Below are 25,549 nucleotides of genomic sequence, written 5' to 3' on the forward strand. Positions count from 1 at the left end.
CTTTTCGGGCTGCACTCCCTCAGAACTTCGCGCTGGCGAAGTACGCGCGGGTGTGCGCGGTATCCTGCATCCGGTCGGACGACAGGTCGGGCTCGGCGGCCTGCGCCTCTTGCCCGGCGGTCGCCACGGCAACCGCTGCCGCGGGTGCCGCCGTTCCGGCCAGCTTGAGGAAATCACGGCGCGATGCGCCTTCTTCCTTCTTCATCAAGAGCCTCCTCTTCTTGGTGTTGCAGCGCCTTGGCGCCAGAAATGCCGGCAGTCCGACCGGCGGTTAAAAATCCCTATCCGCCCATGCGGAAGGCCTCTGCCTCGATCTCGACGAAGCAGCGACCGATGGTGCCCACGGGCGCGTAGAAGACAGAGTTCTTCGCGCCTTCGAGGTCGGCAAAGAAGTGCCCGGCCCAGGGCGCGATATGCTTGTTGAAGAAGTCGCGCTGCTTCCCCAGCGACGCGGGTGTGCCAAAGCGGCCCACGATCAGCGCGCCCATCATCTCCATCAGGCTGGCGATATTGTCCTCGGGTTCGAAGACGGTTTCGGCCCGCGCCAGCCCCTGTGCGCGCATGTCCTGCCGCAGCACCGCCAGCGGCTTCTCGTTCAGGAAACCGGTTAGGTAGAAGGACGCGTAGGGCAGAAGCTCGCCGCGCCCCAGCCCGATGAACAGCTCGTTGTACTCGGAGGCGACAGACCGCGGCTTCGTCACCTTCGCCATCTTGGCGAGCGTGGTGATCGCCTGCCCCGGGGGCCCGCGTCGCCCGAAAGGCTGGCGGTCTGGGCCAGCAGCATCTCGTCCGGCGGGCCCGACAGGATCAGGCCCAGAAAATTGTAGAGATCGGCGCGGAGGCGGTCTTCCTCGGCAATCTGGGGCGCGGTTGCGGCGGTCATGACGCTCCTTCCAGCGGGTCGAATGTGAAACGCATCCGGCGCGAGGCGACCGGGATCGGGTCGGCCTCCGGCGCCTCTGCGGCGGGGTCCGGCGCGGCGGCCACCTGCACGGCCTCCTGCGGGGCTTCGTCGCCTTCGGGCGCGGCCTCGGGGGCCTCGTCGACTTCCGGCTCGGGCGTGGCAACGGCGGGCTTGAGGTCGGCGAAGGTATCCACCAGCCCGCGCCCGACCTTGTAGAGCGTTTTGACCTCCTGCCCCTCGTAGGCGGCAGCGGTGAAATCGCCGTCGTAGTCGTTCAGCCCGTCCACGCAGGCCAGCACCGGGTTCGATTTCCACAGGGCGCGCAGCGCGCGGGTCTTCAGCCGCTGCGGCAGCGCGGCCTTAAGGAAGGCCTGCACCTGCTCGCCGCTGACGATATCCTCGGGCAGCGGCAGCCCGGCCTCGGCCAGCAACTCCTCGTCCGAGCGCTCGGCCAGTGCCTGCTCGGTGCGGGCCTGAACGGCGGCCTCCTGCTCGGCCTCTTCGGCCCGGGTTTCCTGCTGGACGGCGGCGCGGCGGCGGGACCAGAAATCGCTCATATCAGACGCCCCCGCTTCAGCGCCGGGGACGCGTAGACATCCGCCGCTTTGCCGACGCGCGGATCGCCGATGCCGTCCTGCGTGAGGTCGGTGCGCTTCTTGTCGCGCTTGCGTTTGACGAAGGTCTCTTCGCGGTAATGTTCCTCGACGAATTCCTGCACCCGGGCCACCAGCCCGGCGGGCATCGGCACCTTCTCGACCACCTCTTCGCCGCTGTCGGTGTAATCCTGCGCCTCGTAGGGCGAGGCCGTCACCAGCAGCACCTCGTAGGGAAAGTCCTGCCCATGCACCGCGCGCATGACCACGTAAAGACTGGGCACCGCGATCGACAGCCCGTGCAGATAGGCCTCTGCCTCGGCGCCATGCAGTTCCAGCACCGGGGTGGCGGCGTGGTATTCCACCGCCTCGCCCTCGCGCCGCATCTCTTTCCAGTCGGCGGGCGCGGCGCCCGGCAGGACGGCGGAACAGGTCCAGTGCCACTTTGCCCAACGCGTGACGCCGGGCGTGCGGCGCAGGACCACACCCACCGGCAGGGTACGATAGGCTTTCGGGTTGTGGTGGATCACGGGCTCCTCCTTGGCTCTACCCTTGCAAAATACGGGCCTTTTGCGAAAGCGGATTTGTACGCCATCGTATTCCATTCGCGCTTTGCGGTCATTTTGACCGGGCCTGAACCGGGCGCCGGGACAGCTTGGCCAATGTGTCCATCATGACTGTTTCGCTCAGGAAACGGGCAGAGTGTGTACGACCGAATCACCGAACCCAAAGCGGGGTGCGGGCAAGGCCGGGGGCGGGCCCAAGAGCGGGCGAAAGCGGTTGTGAGGCCACCCGAATCATGTGTAGCTAGCCGCCTATCCAGGCAGCGGGCACAGCCTTCGACGGCGCCCTCACCAAGAGGAGGATCCATGGTCAAGACGCTGATAACATGCGATTGTCTGGGCACGCAGACCATCGATGCAGAGGCCCTTTCACAGGCCACCGGCTGTGACGTGCGGCCCGCCTGTTCGGCCCTCTGCACCACCCAGATCGACCGCGCGGCAGAGGCCCTGACGCAGGGTGACACGATTTTCTGCTGCACCCAGGAGGCGGCGGTCTTCGAGGCCCTCGCCGAGGAACTGGCGGTCGCCCCGCCCCCCTGCTGGACCTGCGCGACCGCGCCGGGTGGAGCGACGATCCCGCCCCGAAACTGGCCAAAATGTCCGCGCTGACCGCCGAGGCCCTGCTGCCCGCCGCGCCGGAAAAGACCATGGACGTGATCTCGGACGGGCTGTGCCTGATCCTCGGCGCGCCCGAGGTGGCCCTGCCCGCCGCCGAGGCGCTGAAGGACCACCTTGGCGTCACGGTGCTGCTGCCCGAAGGCTCTGACATCCCCGACACCCGCGCCTATGACGTGCTGACCGGCCAGCTGCGCCGCGCCAAGGGCGCTCTGGGCCAATTCGAGGTGGTCATCGACGCCCTGCGCATGGTGGAACCCGGCGGGCGTGGCCCGCTGACCCTGACCGAGCCGCGCGACGGCGGGGTCTCGGAATGCGATATCCTGCTGGACCTGCGCGGCGCCGCGCCGCTGTTCCCGGCGCATGAAAAGCGCGAAGGCTACCTGCGCGCCGATCCCGGCCACGCGGCGGCGGTGTCGGCGGCGGTGCTGGCGGCCTCGCATCTGACCGGCACCTTCGAGAAGGTGCTGCACGTGCGGATGGAGCCGCTGCTTTGCGCCCATTCCCGTGCCGAACAGACCGGCTGCACGCGCTGCCTGGATCTGTGCCCAACCGGCGCGATCACCCCCGCCGGGGAGCATGTGACCGTCGATCCGATGATCTGCGCGGGCTGCGGCGCCTGTTCCGCCGTCTGCCCCTCGGGCGCGATCACCTACGACGCCCCGCCGGTCGACGAGATCATGCGCCGCGTGCAGACCCTTGCGCAGGCCTACCTCAAGGCGGGCGGCACGACCCCGCGCCTGCTGGCACATGACGCCCACGGGGCCGAGATGATCCGCCTTGCCGCGCGCCATGGTGCGGGCCTGCCCGCCGACGTGATCCCGCTGGAGCTGCCCAAGCTGGGCGCCTTCGGCCATGCCCAGATCGTCGCCGCGCTGGGGGCTGGGTTCGCCTCTGTCAGCCTGCTGCCCGGCCCCGGGTTCGAACGCGATGCCGTCGAGGCGCAGGTCGCGCTGGCCCGCGCCATCGGCGGTGACATGGCGGTGCAGCTGCTGGAACCCGCCGACCCCGACGCGATGACCGACGTCCTCTATGGCGAAGAAGCCCCGGCCGCGGTCGCGCAGCCGGTCCGCCCCATGGGCACGCAGCGCCAGATCACCCGCCTTGCGGCCCGCGCCCTGCACCCCGAGACCGAGGTACTGAACCTGCCCGCTGGCGCGCCCTACGGCGCGGTGCTGGTGGATCAGGAGTCGTGTACGCTCTGCCTGTCCTGCGTCTCGCTCTGCCCCTCGGGCGCGCTTGGCGACAACCCCGACCGGCCCGAGCTGCGCTTTCAGGAGGACGCCTGCCTGCAATGCGGCCTCTGCGCCAACATCTGCCCCGAGGATGCCATCACGCTGGAGCCGCGCCTCGACCTGACGCAGGCGGCGCTAAGCCAGCGCGTCCTGAAAGAGGAAGAACCCTTCCCCTGCATCGAATGCGGCGCGCTTTTCGGCGTGAAATCCACCATCGAGCGGATCACGGAAAAGCTGTCCTCGCATGCGATGTTCGCGGGCGACAAGCTGCGGATGATCCAGATGTGCGACGATTGCCGGGTGAACGCGCAGTTCCACGCCGAGGACAACCCCTTCGCGGGCAAGGAGCGTCCGCGCCCGCGCACCACCGACGACTACCTCAGCAAGCGGCGCGATCACTGATGCGCAAGCGGCGCCCCCGGTCTGCGGCCTGCATCGCGGCGACATAGGCCAGCACCGCGTCGACCTCGTCGAGCGTCAGCTCGATGGGCACGATGGGGCTGGGCCGCGCGATGTCGAAGGGCGGCGTGACCTCTTCGATCTGGGTGAAGGCCGGGTGCGGGTTCAGCGCGTAGAATCCGGCAAAGCGCGCCTCCCAGTCGGGCAGGCCGCGCAGGAGGGAAAAGCTGGGCGTCGAGCCGATGCCCATCACGCCGCCGCCCGGCTCGACCCTGTGGCAGCGGGTGCATTTCACCCGCGCAACGGTCAGCCCCAGCGCCGGGTCGCCATCCATCACCGGGACCGCGTCCTGAACCTCTGCCACCTCGGCGGCGGTGAAGAGCGGCGCGCCCTCGGGCGCGTAGGACAGCACCGTGGTCAGGCCGATCTCGCCGCCCAGCCAGTCGGCGAAGCGGTCGGTCCATTCGGTCTGATCGGTGACCTGCATGGCCCAGACCTGCCCGCCGCCCTGAAACAGCGGCACGCCTGTCGCACCCAGCACCACCTGCGCGGCCTCGGGCGTATCAACCAGATCCACGCGCACCTGCGTCTTCAGCTTGAAGCGGGGCAGCGCATAGTCCAGCAGGCCGGTGTCCACCAGCGCGGGCGGGGCGTAAAGCGCGACCGCCCGATCCTGTGCCGCGGCCTTGAAGGGCAGCACCGCAAGGACCAGTATCAGCAACCAGACACGCATGGCGCAGCCTAGGCCGCGCCAGAGCGATCCGTCAACGACCATGGGAGAGACGAGATGAGCGACGATTTCAACATGTCGATGCGCAAGTTCCTGAAGCAGGTGGGCGTCACCTCGCAGCAGGCCATCGAGGAAGCCATGCGCGAGCATGACACCGCCGGCAAGGCCTACAGGGTCAAGGCCGTCGTCACCATCGAGGAACTGGACCTGACCCACGAGGTCACCGGCGAGATCAAGGGACAATCCTGAGTGCCTGACCGCGACGAGGTTCTGACCCTTCTCAAGGGGATCAAGGGGCCGGGGGGCGAGGATATCGTCTCTTCCGGCGTCATGCGTGCATTGAACGTGGCAGAGGACGGGGCCGTGCGCTTCGTCATGGAGGTGCCGCCCAAGCAGGCCGCCCAGTGGCAGCCCGTGCAGGCCCAGGCCGAGACGGCGCTGAAGGCCGCCGGCGCGCCCAAGGTGATGATCGCGCTGACCGGGCATACCGAAAAGGCGCCGCCGCCGGACCTGAAACCGCAGCGCCGGGCAGAGCCTGCAGGCCCGCAGAAGATCCCCGGCGTGAACCACCTGATCGCGGTGGCCTCGGGCAAGGGCGGCGTGGGCAAATCCACCGTCTCGGCCAACCTCGCCTGTGCGCTGGCGGCGCAGGGGCGGCGCGTGGGGCTTCTGGACGCCGACGTCTACGGGCCCTCGCAGCCGCGCATGCTGGGCGTGTCCGGGCGGCCCGCCTCGCCCGACGGCAAGACCATCCTGCCGCTGCGCAACCATGGCGTCACGATGATGTCCATTGGCCTGATGACCAACGAGGACCAGGCCGTGGTCTGGCGCGGCCCGATGCTGATGGGCGCGCTGCAACAGATGATGATGCAGGTGCAATGGGGCGCGCTCGACGTGCTGATCGTGGACCTGCCGCCGGGCACCGGCGACGTGCAGATGACGCTGGCGCAGAAGGCGCAGGTCGATGGCGCGGTGATCGTCAGCACCCCGCAGGACGTGGCGCTTCTGGACGCGCGCAAGGGGCTGGACATGTTCAAGCAGCTGAAGGTGCCGATCCTCGGCATGATCGAGAACATGTCGACGCATATCTGTTCGAACTGCGGGCATGAGGAACATGTCTTCGGCCATGGCGGCGTCGCGGCAGAGGCGGCCAAGCTGGGCGTGCCCCTTCTGGCAGAGGTGCCGCTGGACCTGCAGATCCGGCTGGCCTCGGACGGCGGCGCACCCATCGTGGTCAGCCAGCCCGACAGCCCGCAGGCGCAGGCCTTCCACGCCATCGCCAAGGCGCTGGTGGATCAGGGCGTCGCATGACGGAGGCGCTGACCTTCCCCCCGGCCATGCATGGCGAGGCGGTCACCCGCGACCCGGCAGAGGCCGCCGTGCTGCGCGCCATTCAGGGCGTGGACGCGGGCCTCGTGACCTGGCGCGTGGCCGCCGACCGGGTGGGCGCGGCGCTGGTGCTGGCGCCCGAAGTGGCGCTGGCGCAGGCCATGGCCATGCTGCCGCTCTGCGGCGTCGGCTTCCAGAACGCATTGGGCGCGCTGGCCCCGCCAGAGGTCGCGGTGCATCTGGACTGGAACGGCGGCCTGCGCGTCAACGGCGCCGGTTGCGGGCGGATGCGGGTCTTTGCGGCGACGCAGGACCCTGCCCTGCAACCCGACTGGCTGGTGGTTTCCTTCGACCTCGACCTCTTGCCCACGCAGCAAGAGACCGGCCTGACCCCCGACCGTACCGCGCTTTTCGTCGAGGGCTGCGCCGATGTCGATCCGGCGCGGCTGGTCGAAAGCTGGGCGCGGCACACGCTGGCGTGGATTGCCCGCTGGGAAGACGAAGGCCCCCGCCCGCTGCACGCGGAATGGCGCGGGCTGGCGCATGGCATCGGTGACGAGGTCACGCAGGGCGGGGCCACCGGCACCTTCCTCGGCGTGGACGAGGACTTTGGCATGCTGCTGCGCGTCGGCAAGGACACGCAGGCCATCCCGCTTACGACGCTTCTGGAGGACACCCCGTGAAACTGGCAAGGGCCATCCATTTCGACGAAAGCGACCAGTTCGTCTTTGCCTCTCCGGCGCGGACCGGCGAGTGGTGCATCTCCGGCGGGTTTGAGTTCTCGGACTGGACCGAGGGCGACCTTGTCGGCAAGGCGCGGCAGGCCTTCGCCAACGGCTGGCTGGGGCTGGAAACCTTCGGGCGCGTGACCTTCGTCGCCGTGACGCAGGCGGAGGCCTCCGAGATCGAGGCGCTGGAAATCGCCCTGGCGCAGCATTTCGTCACCTACTACGGCGCGCCCTCGGTCGAGGCCGCCCGCCCGGTCGCCCGCGAAGAGATCTTCCACATGGGCGACCTCTGCGAGGATCACGACCCGAACACGCTGCTGACCGTGGTGCGCGAGCTCTCCGATGCCGGGGTCCGCGAGGCCTTCCGCGTGATCGAGGCGGATCAGGCGGACCTGTCGCAATTCGCCGTGCACGGCGATGCAGAGCCGCTGCACGCTCACGACCACGGGCACGACCACGGGCACGGCCATGGCGACGATCATGGCGACGGCCCGGGGCAGGGCCACGTCCACGGCCCGGGCTGCAAGCATTGAGCGCGGCCCGGTGACCGGCGCGGCGCGGCGCGGGCTGTTGCGGACCATTCGCGTCCGCCTGCTGTTCCTCGCGCTGGCGCCGCTGGTCATCCTGATGCCGCTGCTTCTGCTTCTGGGCATGACGCGCTGGACTTCGGATTACGACAAGGTCCTGATCGCAAACGTCGAATCCGATCTTCGGATCGCGGAACAATACCTGTCGCGGATCATGCGGACGACGGGCGACGAGCTGGCGGGCGTGGCCGAGTCGGTCGAGTTCGCCGCCGTGCTGGACGCCCCGCCCGAGACGCAGGCCTCTTTCTTCGCGGGCAAGCGGCAGGCGCTGGGGCTGGACTTCCTCACCTTCGTGCCCGAGGGCACCGAGGCGCGCTGGCCGGTGATCCGCAATGCGCTGGACGGTCAGGCCGCCACCGCCATCGACCTCTTCGGACCCGAGGTTCTGGCCAGTTTTCCCGGCGCGCTGGAGCAGCGGGCGAAGATCGACCTGATCCCCACCCGCGCCGCCGTGCCCACAGACCGCGCCGCCGAGGATCGCGGCATGGTCGTGCATTCCGCCGCCCCGGTGCGGCTGAACGGCAAGGCGGGCGCGCTGGTGGGCGGTATCCTTCTGAACCGCAACCTGACCTTCATCGATACGATCAACGCGCTGGTCTACCTGAACGCCATCACCGGAGGCGACCGGCAGGGCACCGCGACGCTGTTCCTCGACGATGTGCGCATTTCCACCAATGTCCGCCTCTTCGAGGACGTGCGCGCCCTTGGCACCCGCGTCAGCGCCGAGGTCCGCCACGCGGTGCTTGACGAAGGCCAGACCTGGCTCGACCGGGCCTTCGTGGTGAACGAGTGGTATATCTCGGGCTACCTGCCCCTGCGCGACAGCTTCGACCGGCCCGTGGGGATGCTCTATGTCGGTTTCCTCGAGGCGCCTTTCGCCGCCGCCAAGCGCAAGGCCTACCTGACCATGCTGGCCGCCTTCGCGGGCGTGCTGCTGCTGTCGGTGCCGCTGTTCCTGTGGCTGGCCAAGGGCGTCTTCGCGCCGCTGGAGCAGATGACCCAGACCATGCGCCGGGTGCGCGAGGGCAACCTGTCCGCGCGCAACGGCGTGCGGCGGTCCTCGGACGAGATCGGGCAGGTCGCGGGACATCTCGACGACCTGCTGGATCAGGTGCAGGACCGCGACGCCCGCCTGCGCGCCTGGGCCGAGGAACTGGAACAACGGGTCGAGGACCGCACCGCAGAGCTGCGCGAGGCCAATGCCAAGCTGGAAGACACATGGCGACAGCTGGTCATGAGCGAGAAACTGGCCTCGATCGGCGAGATCACGGCGGGGGTCGCGCATGAGATCAACAACCCCGTCGCCGTCATTCAGGGCAACCTCGACGTGTTACGCGAGACGCTGGGCGCGCGGTCGGCCCCCGTCGAGACTGAGATCGCGCTGATCGACGCGCAGGTCGGGCGGATCAACTCGATCGTCGGCAAGCTGCTGCAATTCGCGCGGCCCGACGACTATGCCGGAACCGATGAGGCGGTGGCGCTGGCGCCGGTGGTGCGCGACTGCCTCGTGCTGGTGGACCACGTGCTGTCGCGCGCCGATGTCCGGGTCAGGGCCGATCTTCATGAAGAAACCCCGCCCGTGCGCATCGGGCGCGGCGAGATACAGCAGGTGGTCATCAACCTTCTGGTGAACGCTGTGCACGCGATGGAGGTGGAGGGCACGATCTTCCTGACGCTGCGGCCAGAGACCCGGGACCGCGACGGCGCGCTGCTGATCGTCCGCGACACCGGCCCGGGCGTACCGGCGGCGCTGGTGGACACGGTCTTCGACCCCTTCTTCACCACCAAGCAGGCCGAGGGCACGGGGCTGGGCCTGTCGATCTCGCAGACGCTGGTGCAGCGCGCCGGGGGCCGCATCACCTACCGCAACCCGCCCGAGGGCGGCGCCGAGTTCTCTGTCTGGCTGCCCGCTGCCTGACGGCCCCCTGCGGGACCGGCTGCGCTGCGGAGCGGGCGCAATCCTGCGCGGCGCAGGTCGCGGAAACGGACGCGCCGTGGGTCCGGCTCTGCCTCTGACAGCGCGCGCCACAGGATAGGGTCGCTGCGGGGCCAGCGCCCGGACTTGCGGCGCACGAGCCGTCACAGCCCGGGGCGCTGCCTATCCGGCTGCCCTGCGTCGCCCGCGCCGCCCCAACCGGCTTCATCGCGCAAGCGGGATACTGGACAAAGGCCCACTGGCACGCCCCCGCAAGCCGTGGCATCAATCGGGCATGACACGCACCCTGACCCTGCTTCTCGCCCTGACCCTCGGTTCCGCCGCGACCGCCGAGCAGGTCACCGTCTTTGCCGCCGCAAGCCTGAAGACCGCGCTCGACGAGATCGCCACCGCCTACGAGGCGGCCAGCGGCGACACCGTGGTGCTGTCCTACGCCGGGTCCTCGGCGCTGGCCCGCCAGATCCAGCAGGGCGCGCCCGCGCAGGTCTTCGTCTCTGCCAACACCGCGTGGATGGACGTCCTGCAAGAGGACGGGCTGATCGCCGAAGACACCCGCGCGGACCTCTTGGCCAACCGGCTGGCTCTGGTGGCGCATGGGCCCTCCGCGCCGGTCGAGATCACGCCCGACCTCGATCTTGTCGGGATGCTGGGCGAGGGCCGCCTTGCCATGGCGCTGGTCGACGCGGTCCCGGCGGGCCTCTACGGCAAGCAGGCGCTCACGACCCTTGACCTCTGGGAGAGCGTCTCGGGCAACGTGGCCCAGACCGACAACGTGCGCGCCGCGCTGGCGCTGGTCTCGCTGGGAGAGGCGCCCTTCGGCGTGACCTACCGCACCGACGCGCTGGCCGATCCGGGGGTCAGCATCGCGGGCCTCTTCCCCGAAGACAGCCACGACCCGATCACCTACCCCATGGCCGCGCGGACCGGGCAGGAGGCCTTGGCACAGCCCTTCCTGACCTACCTCTCCAGCCCAGAGGCCGCAGAGACCTTCGAAACGCACGGCTTCGCCGTTCTGGGGGACTGATGGACTGGCTGACGCCGCAGGAATGGCAGGCGGTCGCCCTGTCCCTGCGCGTGTCCTTCTGGGCAATGCTGCTGTCTTTGCCCTTCGGCCTGTTCGTGGCCTACGCGCTGGCGCGCTGGCAGTTTCCCGGCAAGCAAGTCGTGAACGGGCTGGTGCACCTGCCGCTGATCCTGCCGCCCGTGGTCACCGGCTACCTGCTGCTGATCACCTTCGGGACGCGCGGGCCGGTGGGGTCGCTGTTGCAGGAGGTCGGGATCACCGTCGCCTTTCGCTGGACCGGCGCGGCGCTGGCCGCCGCGATTATGGCCTTTCCGCTGATGGTGCGTGCCATGCGCCTGTCGATCGAGGCGGTCGACCCGCGGCTTGAACAGGCCGCCGCCACGCTGGGCGCCTCGCGCGCCTGGGTCTTCGCCACCGTCACCCTGCCGCTGATCCTGCCCGGCATCCTGACCGGCGCCATCCTCGCCTTCGCCAAGGCCATGGGCGAGTTCGGGGCCACGATCACCTTCGTCTCGAACATCCCCGGGCAGACGCAGACCCTGCCCTCGGCCATCTACGCGCTGTTGCAGGTACCGGGGGGCGAGGGATCGGCGCTGCGGCTGGTCGTGGTCTCTGTCGTGGTGGCCATGGGCGCGCTGCTGCTGTCGGAATGGCTGTCGCGGCGCGTGGCCGCCCGGATCGCCGGCGCATGATAGAGGTCGCGCTCCGCCACGCCCTGCCGGGCTTCACGCTGGATGCGGCCTTCGAGGCGCCCGCCGGGGTGACGGTGCTGTTCGGGCGGTCCGGGTCGGGCAAGACAAGCGTCATCAACGCGGTCGCCGGGCTGATGCGGCCCGACGCGGGCCGCGTGGTCGTGGACGGGCGCGTGCTGGCCGACAGCACGCGCGGCATCTGGCTGCCGCCGCACCGCAGGCGCCTTGGCTACATCTTTCAGGAGGGGAGGCTGTTCCCGCATCTGACCGTGCGGCAGAACCTGCTTTACGGGCGCTGGTTCAACGGGCCGGGCGCAGACCTGACCCGCGTGGTCGAGATGCTGGGGCTGGGGGCGCTGCTGTCGCGCCGCCCCGCCGCGCTGTCGGGCGGCGAAAAGCAGCGGGTCGCCATCGGGCGGGCGCTTCTGGCGCGCCCCGGCCTGATCCTTGCGGACGAGCCGCTGGCGGCGCTGGACGAGGCCCGCAAGGCCGAGATCCTGCCCTATTTCGAGCGGCTCAGGGACGAGGCGCAGTGCCCGATCCTCTACGTCAGCCACTCGGCGGCAGAGGTGGCGCGGCTGGCGACCTCGGTCGTGGTGCTTCAGGCCGGGCGGGTGATCCGGCAGGGCAGCGCCGACGCGGTGCTGGCCGACCCCGCCGTGACGCCGACCGGGGTGCGCGCCGTGGGCGCCATCCTGACCGCGCGGGTGACACGGCAGCACGCCGACGGGCTGACCGAGCTGGACGCGGGCGGCGTGCCGCTGTTCCTGCCCGCCGTGGCGCAGCCCCCGGGGGCCGTGCTGCGGGTCCGCATCGCCGCGCAAGAGGTCATCCCGGCCCGCCACCGCCCCGAGGGGCTCTCGGCCCTGAACATCCTGCCCGGCACCGTCGACACGGTGCGCGAGGGCGACGGCCCGGGGGCCATGGTGTCGCTGGACACGCCCGCCGGACGGGTGCTGGCGCGGGTCACCCAGCGCTCGGCCCAGACGCTTGGCCTCGCCCCCGGCGTGACCTGCTACGCGGTCATCAAATCCGTCGCCATCGCGCGCGAGGACGTGGGCGGGGCCTAGAGCGGCACGCGCGTCCCTTCGACGGCAACCCGATGCCAATAGGCCTTGAACCACTCCCGCGCGCCGCTAGCTGGCTGGCGCATGGAAACGGCCCTGATCATCGGAGAAACGGGCGGCATCGGCGCCGCCATCGCAGAGACCCTGCGCGCCCGGGGCGTCGCGGTCACCGGCCTGTCGCGCAGCCGCGATCGTCTGGACATGACCGACGAGGCCAGCATCGAAAGGGCGCTCGGCGGACTGCAAGGCCCCTTCGACCTGATTTTCGTCGCCACCGGCGCGCTGGTGATCGACGGGGCCGAGCCGGAGAAGACCCTGTCGGCGCTGTCCTCCAAGGCTCTGGCGGATCAATTCGCCCTGAACGCCATCGGCCCGGTGCTGGCGCTGAAACACGCCCTGCCGCTCTTGCCCCGCGACCGGCCTGCGGTCTTCGCCGCCCTCTCGGCGCGGGTCGGATCCATCGGCGACAACCGCCTTGGCGGCTGGTACAGTTACCGGGCCGCCAAGGCCGGGCTGAACGCGCTGCTGCACGGCGCGGCCATCGAACTGGCGCGCTCTCACCGGCACCTCGCCTGCGTCTGCCTGCACCCGGGCACCGTGGCCACGGACTTCACCGCGAAATACGCCGGGCGCCATCCGACCGTGCCGCCGGACAAGGCCGCGGCCCGCCTTTTGGCGGTGATCGAGGGCCTGACCCCTGCCGATACGGGTCGCTTCTACGACTACGCCGGCAAGGAAATCCCATGGTGAGCCCGGGCCCTCGCTACATGTCCCCAACGCCGGAGCGCCGCCGATGACCCGCCTGATCCTGATCCTCGGCGACCAGCTGACCGAAGAGATCGCTGCGCTGAAACGGGCGGACAAGGACAGCGACGTGGTGGTCATGGCCGAGGTCGCCGAGGAAACCGACTACGTCCAGCACCACCCCAAGAAGATCGCCCTGATCTTCGCCGCCATGCGCAAGTTCGCCGCCCGCCTGCGCGAGGCCGGGTGGGATCTGCGCTACACGGAACTGGACGATACCGGCAATTCCGGCTCCATCGCGGGCGAGTTGCTGCGCCGCGCCGAGGAAACCGGCGCCTCCGAGGTGATCGCCACAGAACCCGGCGAATGGCGGCTGATCGAGGCGCTGAACGAGGCCCCCCTGCAGGTCACGCAGCTGGAGGACGACCGTTTCCTTGCCGCGCACAAGACCTTCGAGACCTGGGCCAAGGGCCGCAAGGCCCTGCGGATGGAGTATTTCTACCGCGAGATGCGGCGCGCCACGGGCTTTCTGATGGACGGCGACCAGCCCGAGGGCGGCGAATGGAACTACGACGCCGAGAACCGCAAGCCGCCGCCCGATGGCGTGGCCTTCTCCGGCCCGATGCAATTCACCCCCGACGCCGTCACCGAAGAGGTGCTGGCGCTGGTCGAGGCGCGCTTTGGCAAAAGCTTCGGCAGCCCGCGCCCGTTCAGCTTCGCCACCGAACCGGGGCAGGCGCGCCGGGCGCTGACGCATTTCATCACGCATGCCCTGCCCTCGTTCGGCGACTATCAGGACGCCATGCTGGACGGGAACCGCTTCCTGTATCACGCCGGGATCTCCGCCTATATGAACATCGGCCTTCTGAACCCCATGGAGGTCTGCCGCGCCGCCGAAGCGGCCTATCGCGAGGGTCACGCCCCCCTGAACGCGGTCGAGGGCTTCATCCGCCAGATCATCGGCTGGCGCGAATACGTGCGCGGGATCTACTTTCACGAAGGCCCCGACTATCCGCGCCGCAACGGGCTGAACCACCAGCGCGGGCTGCCCGCCCTCTACTGGGGGGCGCCGACCGACATGCGCTGCCTGTCCGTGGCGGTGGAGCAGACGCGCGACGAGGCCTATGCCCACCACATCCAGCGGCTGATGGTGACGGGGAACTTCGCGCTGCTGGCGGGGGTGAACCCGGCAGAGGTGCACGACTGGTACCTGCGGGTCTATATCGACGCCTTCGAATGGGTCGAGGCGCCGAACACCCTGGGCATGAGCCAGTTCGCCGACGGCGGTGTGATCGCGTCAAAGCCCTACATCTCGTCCGGCAACTACATCAACAAGATGTCGGACTACTGCAAACACTGCGCCTACGACGTGAAGGCGAAGACGGGCAAGGACGCCTGCCCCTTCAACCTGCTCTACTGGCACTTCCTCGACCGCCACCGCGAACGGTTCGAGGGGAACCCCCGCATGGGCAACATGTACCGCACATGGGACCGCAAGGACGCCGACCGCCGCGAGAGGGTGCTGACGGAGGCGGAGGCGTTTCTGGCGCGCTTGTCCAAGGGGGAGCGAGTGTGAGGGGGGCGGCGTCCGGTTGACAAATGCTGCGAGACGCGCGAACGACTGCTTCTGGGGCATCCCGTTCCTAAGATGCTCTCAGGGCGTCTCTTCAAGATGTGGTTAGGAAATTCATTGGCGTTTCAAGAGGAATGCGCGCCGCTGCGGGGTGAACTCGGCTCGCAGAAGCGGTAACCGACGCCCGGCTCATTCAGAATCAGCGTTGGATTGGAAGGGGCGTCCTCGAGTTTCTTGCGCAGCGATCTAACGGTGACTCGCAGATACTCGACGTTATCGGTATGGGCCGGGCCCCAGACCTCACGCAGCAGATGGGTGTGGGTCAACACCTTGCCCGGATGACCGGCCAGCTCTGCAAGCAGCGAAAACTCTTTCGGTGTCAGCTTCACCTCGGCGCCTGATTTCCGGACGCTGTGCGCATCGAGGTCGATCTCGACCGGGCCGGCCTTGACCCGCCGCGTGACACCGGCGCTGCGATCGGCGCGGCGCAGGCAGGAGCGGATGCGTGCCAAGAGTTCCTCGCTGTCGAAAGGCTTCGTGACGTAGTCGTCCGCCCCGAGATCGAGCGCCGCGACTTTCTCGCTCGAGCCCTCGCGGGCGGTGAGCACGATGATCGGCACACCCTTGTCGCGGAATGGGCCGATGAGTTCGAGGCCGTCTCGGTCCGGCAGGCCGAGATCGAGGAGCACGAGCCTCGGTCTGGACCGATGAAGCTCCGCAAGAGCCGTTGCGGCGGTCGCGGCTTCCTCGGCCGTATAGCCGCTTCGCTCGGTGGACACGCGCAGGAGACGCCGGATCGGCAGTTCGTCGTCTACGATCAGGATGTGGTCGCTCATGCAATGTCCTCCATCGAGACTTGGACGATTGCCTCGGGCGGGATTCGGATCGTGAACCGCGAACCGCCACGCTGCCGCCGCGCCGCCTCGACGCTGAACCCCATCGCTTGAGAGAACCCCTTGACGATGGCGAGGCCAAGCCCCGATCCGCCGGTCCTGTCGGAAGTCTCGCCGCGCGCGAAACGGTCGAAGATGCGCTGCTCGCTGCCCTGCGGGATGCCGGGGCCACGGTCGAGCACGTCGATCACCGGGCCGCGCCGTCCCATGCGCGCGACCACCTCGATCGGTTCTTCCTCGGGCGAATACTTCACCGCGTTGTTGATGAGGTTCAGGATCGCATGGTGCAGCAGCACGGCATCCGCACGGACGAGCGGCAAGTTCGGATCAATCGATGTCTGCACCTTGCGGCCCTCCAGCAGCGCGGCGAGGTCGGCAATGGCCGAGGTGATCGCGTCGGTCAGGTCAATGGGCTGAAGATCGGGCGTGACCGCCCCTTCCTCGATCCGGGTGAGGTCGAGCAGGTCCGACAGGAAGCGGTTCAGCCGACGCGCCTCGCTGCGCACCGTCTCGACGAGCTCGGCGTCCTCGCCGCTGGAGGACAAGGCCTCGACCGCGGCCGTTACGGTACCGTCAGTGGTGTCCTGAGATCGTGGCTAAGCGACGCGAGCAGTGCTGCGCGCAGGCTATCACGCTGGCGCACCACCTCCATTTCCCGCATGTCGGTCTCGAGCTTGAGCCGCTCATGGGCAAGCGCAGCTTGGTCGATCAGGCTCTCTGCAAGCGCCGCCCGCTTCGTCGGTACGGCGTCGCGGCCCGAGGGGCTGCGCAGCCCAAGGACCGCCAGAGTGCCGAGCGAGGTCTTAAGCGGGCGGAATTGCCAGTCGCTCGCGGTGAGCGTGTTGGTGCCACGCCCTGCGGCCTCCCCGTGCTCAAATGCCCACTCTGCAGCCGCCCTGTCTACAGAGCTGAGTTCGGGCTTCGTCTGGCCGGAGGCGGTGATCTTCACGCCATTTTCCGATCCATGCAGGATCGTCGTCTGGACGACGAGGATCGAGCGGACTTCATCGCAGACGATCTGCGCTGTCTCCGAGGTATCGGATGCGGCACCGAGCCGCGTCGCGAACCGGGCGAGCGAAGCGTTCTCGCGAGCACTCCGCATCGCAAGCCCCGCCGCCGCCCGCGCTTGCGCGGCAAGTTGCCCGGTTATGATGGCCACGATGACCAGCAGGATTGCTGTGATGACGTTGGCCGGGCCGTAGATGTTGAACGTATAGACGGGAGGCAGAAAGAAGAAGTTGTAGGCGATGCCGGCAGCGACGGCCGCCACGAGACCCGACCGGAAACCGAAGAGGCTCGCGCTCGCGATCACTGGAACGAGGTAGAGCATGTCGATCGGGCCGCGGCTCGATCCAGCCTTGGGCGAAGAACAGCACGAGGGTGGTGACGCCGACAGCTCCGAGGGCCACGCCATCACCGGTGAACGGCGCCGCGGGAAGATAGCGCCGCCAGTCACTGCCCCGGCGCTCCTCGGCCAACGGAACGACATGCACGGCGACGCCGCTGGTCCTGTCGATGAGGTCCTTCACGATCGAGCGCCGGAACGGCGGGAAGCCACGACCACCATGGCGCGAACTGCCGATGACCAGCTGCGTCGCCCGTGTCTCGCGACACTGCGCGAGGATTGCTTCCTGCACGGAAGTCGCGGGGACCGACTGCAGTGTGGCGTCGAGCGACGAGGCCAGCGCCAGGGTACGGGCGAGTTGTGTCTTCTCCGCATCGCTGAGCCGGGCGGCTGACGGAGTTTCGACATAAAGCGCGATCAACGGTGCTTTGAGGGCATCCGCGAGCCGCTTCGCCGCGCGCACGACCTGCTCGCCGCCGGCTGCCTCGGAGATCGCCACCAGAACCCGCTGCCCGCCGCCATAGCCTTCTCTGCCGGTGACGCTCTGGTGTTCCTTGATCCGGGCGTCGACGTATTGCGCCGCGTGGCGCAACGCGAGTTCGCGGAGTGCGAGCAGGTTGCCTTTGGAGAAGAAGTGGTCGAGCGCCTGACGGGCCTGGTCGGGAATGTAGACCTTACCCGCCTCAAGCCGGACGATTAGGTCCTCGGGCGGCAGGTCGATCAATTCGATCTCGGCGTTCTCGAAGACCTTGTCGGGCACCGTCTCGCGCACGCGGACATGGGTGAAGGAACCCACCACATCGTTCAGGCTCTCGACGTGCTGGATGTTCACGGTGGTCATCACGTCGATGCCCGCGGCGAGCAGCTCCTTGATGTCCTGCCAGCGCTTGGGATGACGGCTGCCCGGGGCATTGGTGTGGGCGAGTTCGTCGACCAGGACAATCTCAGGACGCCGCTCGAGTACCACGTCGATGTCCATTTCGGTGAGCGTCTGGCCTTTGTAGACCAACTCCTTGCGCGGGATGACCGGCAGGGGCGCCACGAGCGCTTCGGTCTCCTTGCGCCCATGGGTCTCGACGATGCCGATGACCACGTCCTTGCCCGCCGTGCGCTTCTCGGCACCTTCCAGCAGCATCTCGTAGGTTTTCCCGACGCCGGGTGCGGCGCCGAGAAAGATCTTCAGAGTGCCACGCCCCTCCCGTTCCGCTTCACGGAGCAATGCATCTGGGGAGGGGCGCGTTTCTTCAGTCATGGGAACACCTTATTCGGTCACCGCCGGGGCAGCCAGTTCCGCGTCGAGTGCGAGGTTGAGTTCCAGGACGTTGACGATGCGGCCTTCGGTGAAGAAGGCGCCGGGCGCGTAGGCCATGTCCCGGATGATGGAGGCAACGGCGCCGACCGCGCCCCCCGCGCCGTGGCGACCCGTTCGGCTTGGAACAGAGCGCCCTCAAGCGAGATGTGGGGGTCGAGTCCGGCACCGGACGCAGTGACGAGGTCGGCCGGGATCGGCCGCTCCTCGGTGGCGCCGCCATGGGCGGAGATCAGGGCCTCCGCCCGTTCGGTCAGCTCCGGGTTCGCCGGAGAGAGGTTCGAGCCACCGGCGCCAGCTGCGTCGTAGTCCACGGCCGAGGGACGGGGCCAGAAGTACTCCGGCGACGTGAACGCCTGAGCAATCAGGCGACTGCCGACGACCTCGCCTTCCGCGTTGGAGACGAGTGATCCGTTCGCGGTGGCCGGTGTCACGACTTGCGCGAACCCGAGGATGAGGGCGGTGTAACCTGCCACGCAGATGGCCATGGTCGCAGCTGCGACGCGCAGGCCGGAAATGAAGTCTGACATGAGCATGTCTCCTGTTTCAGCCGCTCAAGGCAGCGAGAAGTGTTCCGCGAGCGGACCGAGGGCCGCTGCCGGGAGGAAGGTGAGCGCGCCGCAGATGACGACGGTCAGCCCCAGCATGGTGCCGAAGGTGGCGTCCTCCACGCCGAGCGTGCCGGCGCTCTCGGTCGCGCGCCGCTTGGCCATGAGGCTGCCGACGATCGCGAAGGGCAGGATGATCGGCAGGTAGCGGCTAGAGCAGCATCACGATCCCCGTGGCGATGTTCCAGGGTCCGGTGCCGTCGCCCAGCCCCTCGAAGCCCGAGCCGTTGTTGGCCGCGGCGGACGTGAACTCATAGAGGATCTCCGAGAACCCGTGCGCGCCGGGATCCTGGACGGTCGCCTGACCGAGCGACGTCGCCGCGAACAGGGCCGTGCCGCCTAGAATCAGGACGGCGTGGGTGAAGAGCGCGAGGACGGCGAAACGCACCTCCTTGGCCTCGATCTTGTGGCCGAGATATTCAGGCGTTCGGCTAGACCATCATGCCTGCAACGAAGACCGCCACGACGATGTAGAGGAACATGTTGATCATGCCGACGCCGACGCCGCCGAAGGTGGCGTTGAGCCACATGCCCGCCATTGGCATCAGGCCGGTGAGCGGGTTGAGGCTGTCGTGCATCGCGCCAACCGAGCCGTTCGAGGTGGCGGTGGTCAGCACCGCCCAAAGCGGTCCACCCGTCGCGCCGAAGCGCAGCTCCTTGCCCTCGAGGTTGCCGGTCGCTTCCGACACAGGAAGCTCGGAGAAGGCCGGCGTCGGCGCGCTCTCGAAGGCGACGGAGCCCGTGATTTTCACCAGGATGAACACCGCCATGACCGAAAAGATCACGGTCGCGTGCCGCATCCGCCCGACGATGCGGTAGAACATCCAGACGCAGGACATCGGAATGATGATGAGGCAGAACATCGCCAGCGCGTTGGTCCAGAAGGTCGGGTTTTCCAGCGGATGCGTCGCGTTGGGGCCGAAGAAGCCGCCACCGTTAGTGCCAAGCTGTTTGATGGTCAGGAAGGCCGCGACCGGTCCGCGCGCGATGGTCTGCATCGCCCCTTCGACCGTCGTCGCTACAGCGGAACCCTGAAGTGTCATCGGCATGCCGCCGAGCACCATCAGGAGCGCGACCACCATCGCCACCGGAAGGAGCACAAGAAAGCTCGCTCGCTGAACGTCCACGAGGAAGTTGCCCAGTGCCGGCCGTCCTGCGATCCCGCGCGCCAGTGCCGCCAGTGCGGCGATGCCGGTCGCGGCCGAGACGAACTGCAGCCACATCAGGCCTGCCAACTGGCTGAGGTAGCTCATCGAGACCTCACCGGAATAGTGCTGCAGATTGGTGTTCGTGGTGAAGGACGCGGTACGTGTTGAAGACCAGCGTCGGGTCGAGCGCGCCCCGCTCGTCGGGATTGAGCGGCAGCCACTGCTGCAGCGCGAGGATTGCGAAGGTCACCGAGAACATGATGGCGTTGAAGACGAGCAGCGTGACCAGATAGCGCTTCCAGTCCTGGTCGGCGGATGCGCCGCCGATGGTCTGGAACAGTCCGGTCCAGCGATTGGCCTGCCCGGGCGCGGGGTCCATCGCCCATGTCATATAGGCGCCGAGCGGCAGAGACAGCAGCGCCGTGCCGCCGACGATGAAAAGAATGACAGATATGTGGTCCATGGGGTCAGTCCTTGAAAGCCCGTGTCACGGCGCCGATCAGGACGGCGAACACGAGGATCCCGAGTGCGTAGGTGAGAAAGATCATGTGAGTGTCTCCTGTCAGGCGAGGCCGAGGCCCGAGACGGCCATGTCGATCAGCTTGATCCCGACGAAGGGCACGATCAGGCCGCCCGCGCCGTAGATGCCGAGGTTCCGGATGAGCTGCCGCGCCGCGCTCTGCGGTCGGTAGGTCACGCCGCGCAGCGCCAGCGGCACGAGAAGCGGAATGATGATCGCGTTGAAGATCAGCGCCGACAGGATCGCGCTCTCGGGGCTGGCGAGCCCCATGACGTTGAGGGCCCCGAGGCCCGGGTAGAGCGCCACGAAGATCGCCGGAAGGATCGCGAAATACTTCGCCACGTCGTTCGAGATCGAGAACGTGGTGAGGGCGCCCCGCGTCATCAGGAGCTGCTTGCCAATGCCCACGATCTCGATGAGCTTCGTGGGGTTGTTGTCGAGGTCGACCATGTTGCCGGCCTCGCGCGCGGCCTGCGTGCCGGTGTTCATCGCGACGCCAACGTCGGACTGCGCCAGCGCGGGCGCGTCGTTCGTGCCGTCCCCGCACATGGCCACCAGCTTGCCGCCGGCCTGTTCCTTCCGGATCAGCGCCAGCTTGTCCTCGGGCGTCGCCTCGGCGAGGAAATCGTCCACCCCCGCCTCGGCTGCGATAGCCGCCGCGGTCAGGGGGTTGTCGCCGGTGATCATCACGGTGCGGATGCCCATGCGCCGCAGTTCGACAAAGCGCTCCTTGATCCCGGATTTGACGATGTCCTTGAGGTGGATCGCGCCCAGAAGGCGCGTTCCGTCTGCCACCGCGAGGGGCGTACCGCCCGCCCGCGCGATCCTGTCGGTCAGCGACTTCATCTCGCGCACCGCTGCGGGCTCGAAGGAATGCAGCTTCAGGACGGCCTCGACCGCGCCTTTGCGGATCTTGCGGGCGCCAATATCAAGGCCGCTCACCCGGGTCTGGGCCGTGAACCCGACCACTTCCGCGCCAGCAGGGGCCGCTCCGCCCTGTCCGGCAAGGTCGATGATCGAACGGCCCTCCGGCGTCTCATCGCCAAGAGACGAGAGCCGCGCCGCCTCGATGAGTTCGGCATCGCGAATGCCCGAGAGTGGCAGAAACTCGGAAGCCTGCCGGTCGCCAAGCGTGATCGTCCCGGTCTTGTCGAGAAGCAGCGTGTCGATGTCGCCTGCGGCCTCCACCGCGCGGCCCGACTTCGCGAGCACGTTGAAGCGGATCAGCCGGTCCATGCCCGCGATGCCGATGGCCGACAGCAGCGCCGAGATTGTCGTGGGGATCAGCGCCACGAAGAGCGCGATCAGAACAGGGACAGCGATCGATCCACCGGCATAGGCGGCGAACGCGGGCAGCGTGCCGACGGCGACGAGAAAGATCAGCGTGAGCCCGGTCAGCAGGACCGTGAGCGCGATCTCGTTCGGTGTCTTGGCCCGGCTTGCGCCCTCCACGAGCGCGATCATCCGATCAAGGAAGCCCGTACCCGGCTCGTACCGTCACCTTGACCTTGATCCAGTCGGATATGACACGCGTGCCCGCGGTCACGGCCGACCGGTCGCCGCCCGCTTCGCGGATCACCGGGGCGCTCTCGCCCGTGATCGCCGCCTCGTTCACGGAGGCTACGCCCTCGATCACCTCGCCATCGGCGGGGATCAGGTCGCCTGTCTCGACAAGCACGATGTCGTCCTTCCTCAACTCGCTTGCAGGGACTTTCTTTAAGCTGTCGCCCTTGACGCGCTTGCCTCTCAGTTCAGCCTTCGTAGACCGAAGTGCCGCCGCCTGCGCCTTGCCGCGCCCTTCGGCCAGCGCCTCGGCGAAGTTGCCGAAGAGGACCGTGAGCCAGAGCCAGAAGACGATCTGAATCTCGAAGAGGAAGGCGCCGCCGGTGACCGCAGTTCGCAGAAGCAGCACCGTAGCGAGGAGCGCGACGGTTGCTGTCGTGAACATCACCGGGTTGCGGACAAGCAGACGAGGATGAAGCTTCGCGAAGCTTTGCCGCAGCGCGGGGCCAACGAGTTCGACCGCGAAAATGGATTGTGTCGGTTGTCGTGCCATGATGCGCCCCTCAGAACCGCTCGGGCCGCATCAGCACGGCCAGAAGATACACAAGAAGCGCCACGGCGATGAGGCCGCCGAGGACGAGTTCGAAGCCCATTTGTTGGACCCTCCAGATACAGAATTTTCATCCTGTACTTGAGCCCGGAGCCCATAATGGCTCCATGCGGAAGTTACAGCCGCGACATAAGAAAGGCATAAAGACGGAGGGTGAGCCGGTCCGGTGCTCTCTCACCACCTCGCGCGACAAACAGCCCAATGCTCGCGTCAGGGGAACTAAAAAGCCCGGTCGCACTGATGCTGTACGGCGACCCGGGTCCCGTCAGATCTCGATAGCCTCGGCGATGACGAGTGCATCTTCAAGCTCAACGCCCAAAGTGCGCATTGTATCATCCATCTTGGTTTGACCCGACAAAAGCTGAACTGCACGCTGTTCTGACCATGGCAAAGCCAGCCGCGCCAAGAAAGAGGCCAGGCAGTCATTCGCGCGGTACGTGACGAATTCACACTTTGTCCCGCTCTGCGGACCTTCTGCAGCGCCAGGGCAATCGCACTACTATGCAGAAGCACAAGCGTGGCGCGCTCTGTGAGTTGAACAGAGTCGCAAAACCGCTACCCCCTCACTGATCCGCCGCACCCTCCGGTTCTTCCCCCTCCAGCGCCTCACCCTCGGCGCCCGGCGCGGGGGTCAGGACCGCGCTGTCAGAGGTCAGCGCGCCGCGCACCCAGTCTCCGCTCGCCTGCTCTCCGGTGGCGTAGCGCATGGTGCCCTCGCCCTGCCGCTTGCCGTTCACGAAGCTGCCCTCGTAGACGTCGCCGTTGGCGTAGGTGGCGATGCCCTCGCCATTGATCTCGCCCTTGTCCCAGTCACCCGTGTAGGTGAAGCCCGAGGCCATGAGGATCGTGCCCTTGCCGTGGCGCTGGCCCTCGCGGAACTGGCCCTGATAGACAGAGCCGTCGGGATAGGTGGCCTTGCCCTCGCCGTGGCGCTGGCCGTCGCGCCATGCGCCCTCGTAGCGGTAGCCGTCGGGGAAGGTCATCACACCCTGCCCGTGGTTGCGGGCATTCTCGAAGCCGCCCACGTAGACCAGCCCGTTGGGATAGGTCGCCGTGCCGCTGCCCTGAATCACGCCATCGACCCAGTCGCCGTCATAGGTGGCGCCGTCCGGGTAGGTGATCTTGCCCTTGCCATTGGCCAGGTCGCCGCTGAGTTCGCCCTGATAAACAGAGCCGTCGGGATAGGTGACCTTGCCCTGCCCCTCGATCTGGCCGGTGACCCAGGTGCCTTCGTACCTGTAGCCGTCCGCCCCGATGAAGGTGCCCTCGCCGTGGCGCTGGTCGTTGTTGAACTCGCCCTCGTAGACGTCGCCGTTCTCGTAGGTGACCTTGCCCTGCCCCTCGCGGCGGCTCGTCCACCAGCGCGCCCTCGTAGGTGTCGCCGTTGGTCTGCACCAGCTTGCCCGAGCCGTCGATCTGCCCGGCGCGCCAGGCGCCCTGATAGACCAGCCCGTCCGCCATGGTCAGCGTGCCGGTGCCGTCGCGCTTGCCGTCCGCGACGCGGCCCTCGTAGGCGGAACCGTCGGGGTAGGCGATCTTCGCCATGCCTTCCTTGACGCCGTTCACCCACTGGCCGTCGTAGACATAGCCGTTGGGCGCGGTCATCACGCCCTTGCCGTGGTGCAGCGCGTTGCGGAAAGAGCCCTCGTAGCGGACGCCGTTGGCATAGACCGCCACGCCCTGCCCGGTGATCTTGCCGTCCAGCCACGACCCTTCGTAGGTGCCGCCGTCGGCGAAGACGATCTTGCCGATGCCCTCGGGCTTGCCCTTGGCGAAGGCGCCCTCGTAGACCGACCCGTTGGGGAAACGCGCGACACCCTCGCCGCGGATCTCGCCCTCGACCCATTCGCCGGTGTATTCGTAGCCGTTGGGCAGCCGGTAGGTGCCGGTGCCATGCTGCAGCCCGTCCTGGAAGGTGCCCTCGTAGACGCCGCCGTCGTCATATTGCTTGGTCTGGACGCCCTCGTCCTGTGCAAGCGCGCCCGCGCTCAGCGAAACCGCCGCGATCAGGGTGAAAAGACTAAGAGTTTTCATACCTTGGCCGCGCGCCTCCCCGGGTTTTCAAGCCTTTGCGAACCGTAAAGGAGGCCATGGCAGGGGGCAATCTCTTTTGCCCCGGCGGGGGCGCGGTGGGCGGTCCGGCGCTACTCGCCCGAGGCGCCGCTCATCGACAGCGAGCCGCTGAACTCGGTCACGTCGGGCGCGATGCGCTCCGCGCCAGAGACCAGTTCGCCACGCTCCCAGCGGCCTTCCATCACGGTTCCGTCCTCCATCAGCAGGCGGCCCTGCCCGTGGCGCAGGTTGGCTTCCATCCGGCCCCGGTACAGGGCGCCCTGCGGGTAGTAGGCCCAGCCCTCGCCCTGACGGTCGTTGTTCTCGAAGGCGCCCATGTAGACATAGCCCGAGGGGTCGGTCAGGTAGCCCTGCCCGTGGATCACCCCGGCGCGGAATTCGCCGCGGTAGATCATGCCGTTCGGATAGGCCGCCTGGCCGTAGCCGTCGAAGGTATTGCCCTTGAAGCTGCCCGCGTAACTGGCGCCGTTTGGGTAGACGATGCGGCCCTGACCCTCCAGGGCGCCAGTGACGAAGGCGCCGGTGTAGATCGTGCCGTCCGCGTAGGTGATCGTGCCCGTGCCCTGGATCTGCCCGTCCGCGAAGCTGCCGGTGTAGACCAGACCGTCGGGCCTGCGCATTGTCCCCTGCCCGTGCGGCGCGCCCGCCCGCACCGCACCGTCGTAGGTCGTGCCGTCCGGATAGGTGATCGTCTCGGCCCGGACGGGCAGGGCCAGAAGCATCAGCAGGAAAACGAGGCGGAACATCGGGTCTTCTCCGGTCGCGGTTCTTCGGCATGGATCGTTGCGCAGACCGGGCAATCCCGCAAGGCGGGTTTCCCC

Annotated in this window: 24 protein-coding genes and 8 pseudogenes; 11 read left to right on the forward strand and 21 right to left on the reverse strand. The window is 68.0% G+C overall.

The features are described 5' to 3' along the window. Positions 1-19 precede the first annotated feature (19 nt). The 4 genes and pseudogenes from ABFB10_RS08625 to ABFB10_RS08640 all read right to left on the reverse strand — a co-directional run bounded on the left by ABFB10_RS08625 (position 20) and on the right by ABFB10_RS08640 (position 1,994). Positions 20-205, reverse strand: coding sequence for a twin-arginine translocation signal domain-containing protein (locus ABFB10_RS08625; protein WP_206563838.1), 186 nt, complete (start codon positions 203-205; stop codon positions 20-22). Positions 206-281: 76 nt separating this feature from the next. Continuing rightward, a pseudogene (locus ABFB10_RS08630) lies at positions 282-883 on the reverse strand (TorD/DmsD family molecular chaperone). After that, positions 880-1,461: a DUF3306 domain-containing protein gene (locus ABFB10_RS08635; RefSeq protein WP_347166201.1), complete on the reverse strand. Its 582-nt coding sequence runs from the start codon at positions 1,459-1,461 to the stop codon at positions 880-882. Before ABFB10_RS08635 ends, ABFB10_RS08630 begins: the two are co-directional and overlap by 4 nt. Continuing rightward, positions 1,458-1,994, reverse strand: a complete 537-nt coding sequence (locus ABFB10_RS08640; RefSeq protein WP_347167976.1) for a DUF3305 domain-containing protein — start codon at positions 1,992-1,994, stop codon at positions 1,458-1,460. The genes ABFB10_RS08635 and ABFB10_RS08640 overlap by 4 nt, the downstream gene beginning before the upstream one ends. Positions 1,995-2,366: 372 nt before the next feature. Here ABFB10_RS08640 and ABFB10_RS08645 point away from each other — a divergent pair. Next, positions 2,367-4,312, forward strand: a pseudogene (locus ABFB10_RS08645) (4Fe-4S binding protein). On the opposite strand, the gene ABFB10_RS08650 reads toward ABFB10_RS08645, so the two are convergent. After that, the gene (locus ABFB10_RS08650) at positions 4,290-5,042 is read right to left on the reverse strand and encodes a hypothetical protein (RefSeq protein ID WP_347166202.1); all 753 of its coding nucleotides are present in this window, start codon (positions 5,040-5,042) and stop codon (positions 4,290-4,292) included. The pseudogene ABFB10_RS08645 and the gene ABFB10_RS08650 sit on opposite strands and share 23 nt — an antisense overlap. A 54-nt stretch (positions 5,043-5,096) precedes the next feature. On the opposite strand from ABFB10_RS08650, the gene ABFB10_RS08655 reads away from it, so the two are divergent. The 10 genes from ABFB10_RS08655 to ABFB10_RS08700 all read left to right on the forward strand — a co-directional run bounded on the left by ABFB10_RS08655 (position 5,097) and on the right by ABFB10_RS08700 (position 14,722). Next, on the forward strand, positions 5,097-5,288 hold the full coding sequence (locus ABFB10_RS08655) for a DUF6494 family protein (RefSeq protein WP_347166203.1): 192 nt from the start codon (positions 5,097-5,099) through the stop codon (positions 5,286-5,288). Further along, entirely contained in the window at positions 5,289-6,350 is a 1,062-nt protein-coding gene (locus ABFB10_RS08660) for an Mrp/NBP35 family ATP-binding protein (protein WP_347166204.1), read from the forward strand. Next, the gene (locus ABFB10_RS08665) at positions 6,347-7,051 is read left to right on the forward strand and encodes a biotin/lipoate--protein ligase family protein (RefSeq protein WP_347166205.1); all 705 of its coding nucleotides are present in this window, start codon (positions 6,347-6,349) and stop codon (positions 7,049-7,051) included. Before ABFB10_RS08660 ends, ABFB10_RS08665 begins: the two co-directional genes overlap by 4 nt. Further along, positions 7,048-7,629 (forward strand): DUF6505 family protein, encoded by a 582-nt coding sequence (locus ABFB10_RS08670; RefSeq protein ID WP_347166206.1) that lies wholly within the window; start codon positions 7,048-7,050, stop codon positions 7,627-7,629. Before ABFB10_RS08665 ends, ABFB10_RS08670 begins: the two co-directional genes overlap by 4 nt. A 94-nt stretch (positions 7,630-7,723) precedes the next feature. Then, on the forward strand, positions 7,724-9,601 hold the full coding sequence (locus ABFB10_RS08675) for a sensor histidine kinase (RefSeq protein ID WP_347167977.1): 1,878 nt from the start codon (positions 7,724-7,726) through the stop codon (positions 9,599-9,601). A 292-nt stretch (positions 9,602-9,893) separates the two neighbouring features. After that, a complete protein-coding gene (gene modA / locus ABFB10_RS08680; protein ID WP_347166207.1) occupies positions 9,894-10,643 on the forward strand; it encodes a molybdate ABC transporter substrate-binding protein in 750 nt (249 codons plus the stop codon). Then, on the forward strand, positions 10,643-11,335 hold the full coding sequence (gene modB, locus ABFB10_RS08685; RefSeq protein ID WP_347166208.1) for a molybdate ABC transporter permease subunit: 693 nt from the start codon (positions 10,643-10,645) through the stop codon (positions 11,333-11,335). The genes modA and modB overlap by 1 nt, the downstream gene beginning before the upstream one ends. Beyond that, complete coding sequence (gene modC, locus ABFB10_RS08690) at positions 11,332-12,405, forward strand: molybdenum ABC transporter ATP-binding protein (protein ID WP_347166209.1); 1,074 nt, start codon at positions 11,332-11,334, stop codon at positions 12,403-12,405. The genes modB and modC overlap by 4 nt, the downstream gene beginning before the upstream one ends. Positions 12,406-12,486: 81 nt before the next feature. Further along, a complete protein-coding gene (locus tag ABFB10_RS08695) occupies positions 12,487-13,152 on the forward strand; it encodes an SDR family NAD(P)-dependent oxidoreductase (protein ID WP_347166210.1) in 666 nt (221 codons plus the stop codon). 43 nt (positions 13,153-13,195) lie between these two features. Further along, positions 13,196-14,722 (forward strand): cryptochrome/photolyase family protein, encoded by a 1,527-nt coding sequence (locus ABFB10_RS08700; protein ID WP_347166211.1) that lies wholly within the window; start codon positions 13,196-13,198, stop codon positions 14,720-14,722. Positions 14,723-14,844: 122 nt separating this feature from the next. Here ABFB10_RS08700 and ABFB10_RS08705 read toward each other — a convergent pair whose 3' ends face one another. From ABFB10_RS08705 to ABFB10_RS08785, 16 genes and pseudogenes are all read right to left on the reverse strand, one after another. Beyond that, the gene (locus ABFB10_RS08705; protein WP_347166212.1) at positions 14,845-15,555 is read right to left on the reverse strand and encodes a response regulator; all 711 of its coding nucleotides are present in this window, start codon (positions 15,553-15,555) and stop codon (positions 14,845-14,847) included. Beyond that, the gene (locus ABFB10_RS08710) at positions 15,552-15,956 is read right to left on the reverse strand and encodes a sensor histidine kinase (protein WP_347167978.1); all 405 of its coding nucleotides are present in this window, start codon (positions 15,954-15,956) and stop codon (positions 15,552-15,554) included. Before ABFB10_RS08710 ends, ABFB10_RS08705 begins: the two co-directional genes overlap by 4 nt. 102 nt (positions 15,957-16,058) lie before the next feature. Beyond that, positions 16,059-16,160, reverse strand: a pseudogene (locus ABFB10_RS08715) (hypothetical protein); the annotation flags it as partial. Between the two features lie 14 nt (positions 16,161-16,174). Then, positions 16,175-16,561, reverse strand: a complete 387-nt coding sequence (locus ABFB10_RS08720; RefSeq protein ID WP_347168080.1) for a hypothetical protein — start codon at positions 16,559-16,561, stop codon at positions 16,175-16,177. A 207-nt stretch (positions 16,562-16,768) separates the two neighbouring features. Further along, positions 16,769-17,101: pseudogene (locus ABFB10_RS08725) on the reverse strand (DUF4118 domain-containing protein); the annotation flags it as partial. A 436-nt stretch (positions 17,102-17,537) separates the two neighbouring features. Further along, positions 17,538-18,209: pseudogene (locus tag ABFB10_RS08730) on the reverse strand (histidine kinase); the annotation flags it as partial. A gap of 17 nt (positions 18,210-18,226) precedes the next feature. Continuing rightward, a complete protein-coding gene (locus ABFB10_RS08735) occupies positions 18,227-18,796 on the reverse strand; it encodes a potassium-transporting ATPase subunit C (RefSeq protein ID WP_347166213.1) in 570 nt (189 codons plus the stop codon). Between the two features lie 24 nt (positions 18,797-18,820). Continuing rightward, a complete protein-coding gene (locus ABFB10_RS08740) occupies positions 18,821-19,018 on the reverse strand; it encodes a potassium-transporting ATPase subunit KdpA (RefSeq protein WP_347167979.1) in 198 nt (65 codons plus the stop codon). Positions 19,019-19,025: 7 nt separating this feature from the next. Beyond that, on the reverse strand, positions 19,026-19,262 hold the full coding sequence (locus ABFB10_RS08745; protein WP_347166214.1) for a potassium-transporting ATPase subunit KdpA: 237 nt from the start codon (positions 19,260-19,262) through the stop codon (positions 19,026-19,028). A 43-nt stretch (positions 19,263-19,305) separates the two neighbouring features. Next, entirely contained in the window at positions 19,306-20,127 is an 822-nt protein-coding gene (locus tag ABFB10_RS08750) for a potassium-transporting ATPase subunit KdpA (RefSeq protein ID WP_347166215.1), read from the reverse strand. Positions 20,128-20,134: 7 nt separating this feature from the next. After that, on the reverse strand, positions 20,135-20,485 hold the full coding sequence (locus ABFB10_RS08755; protein WP_347166216.1) for a potassium-transporting ATPase subunit KdpA: 351 nt from the start codon (positions 20,483-20,485) through the stop codon (positions 20,135-20,137). 99 nt (positions 20,486-20,584) lie between these two features. After that, a pseudogene (gene kdpB / locus ABFB10_RS08760) lies at positions 20,585-22,598 on the reverse strand (potassium-transporting ATPase subunit KdpB). A 10-nt stretch (positions 22,599-22,608) separates the two neighbouring features. Then, the gene (kdpF, locus tag ABFB10_RS08765) at positions 22,609-22,698 is read right to left on the reverse strand and encodes a K(+)-transporting ATPase subunit F (protein WP_347166217.1); all 90 of its coding nucleotides are present in this window, start codon (positions 22,696-22,698) and stop codon (positions 22,609-22,611) included. A gap of 222 nt (positions 22,699-22,920) precedes the next feature. Further along, positions 22,921-23,028: pseudogene (locus ABFB10_RS08770) on the reverse strand (integrase); the annotation flags it as partial. A 190-nt stretch (positions 23,029-23,218) separates the two neighbouring features. Then, positions 23,219-24,689, reverse strand: a pseudogene (locus tag ABFB10_RS24050) (MORN repeat-containing protein). 110 nt (positions 24,690-24,799) lie between these two features. Then, entirely contained in the window at positions 24,800-25,474 is a 675-nt protein-coding gene (locus ABFB10_RS08785) for an MORN repeat-containing protein (RefSeq protein WP_347166219.1), read from the reverse strand. Between the last annotated feature and the right edge of the window lie 75 nt (positions 25,475-25,549).

The sequence above is a fragment of the Ponticoccus litoralis genome (assembly GCF_039769985.1).
Classification (GTDB): domain Bacteria; phylum Pseudomonadota; class Alphaproteobacteria; order Rhodobacterales; family Rhodobacteraceae; genus Ponticoccus; species Ponticoccus litoralis.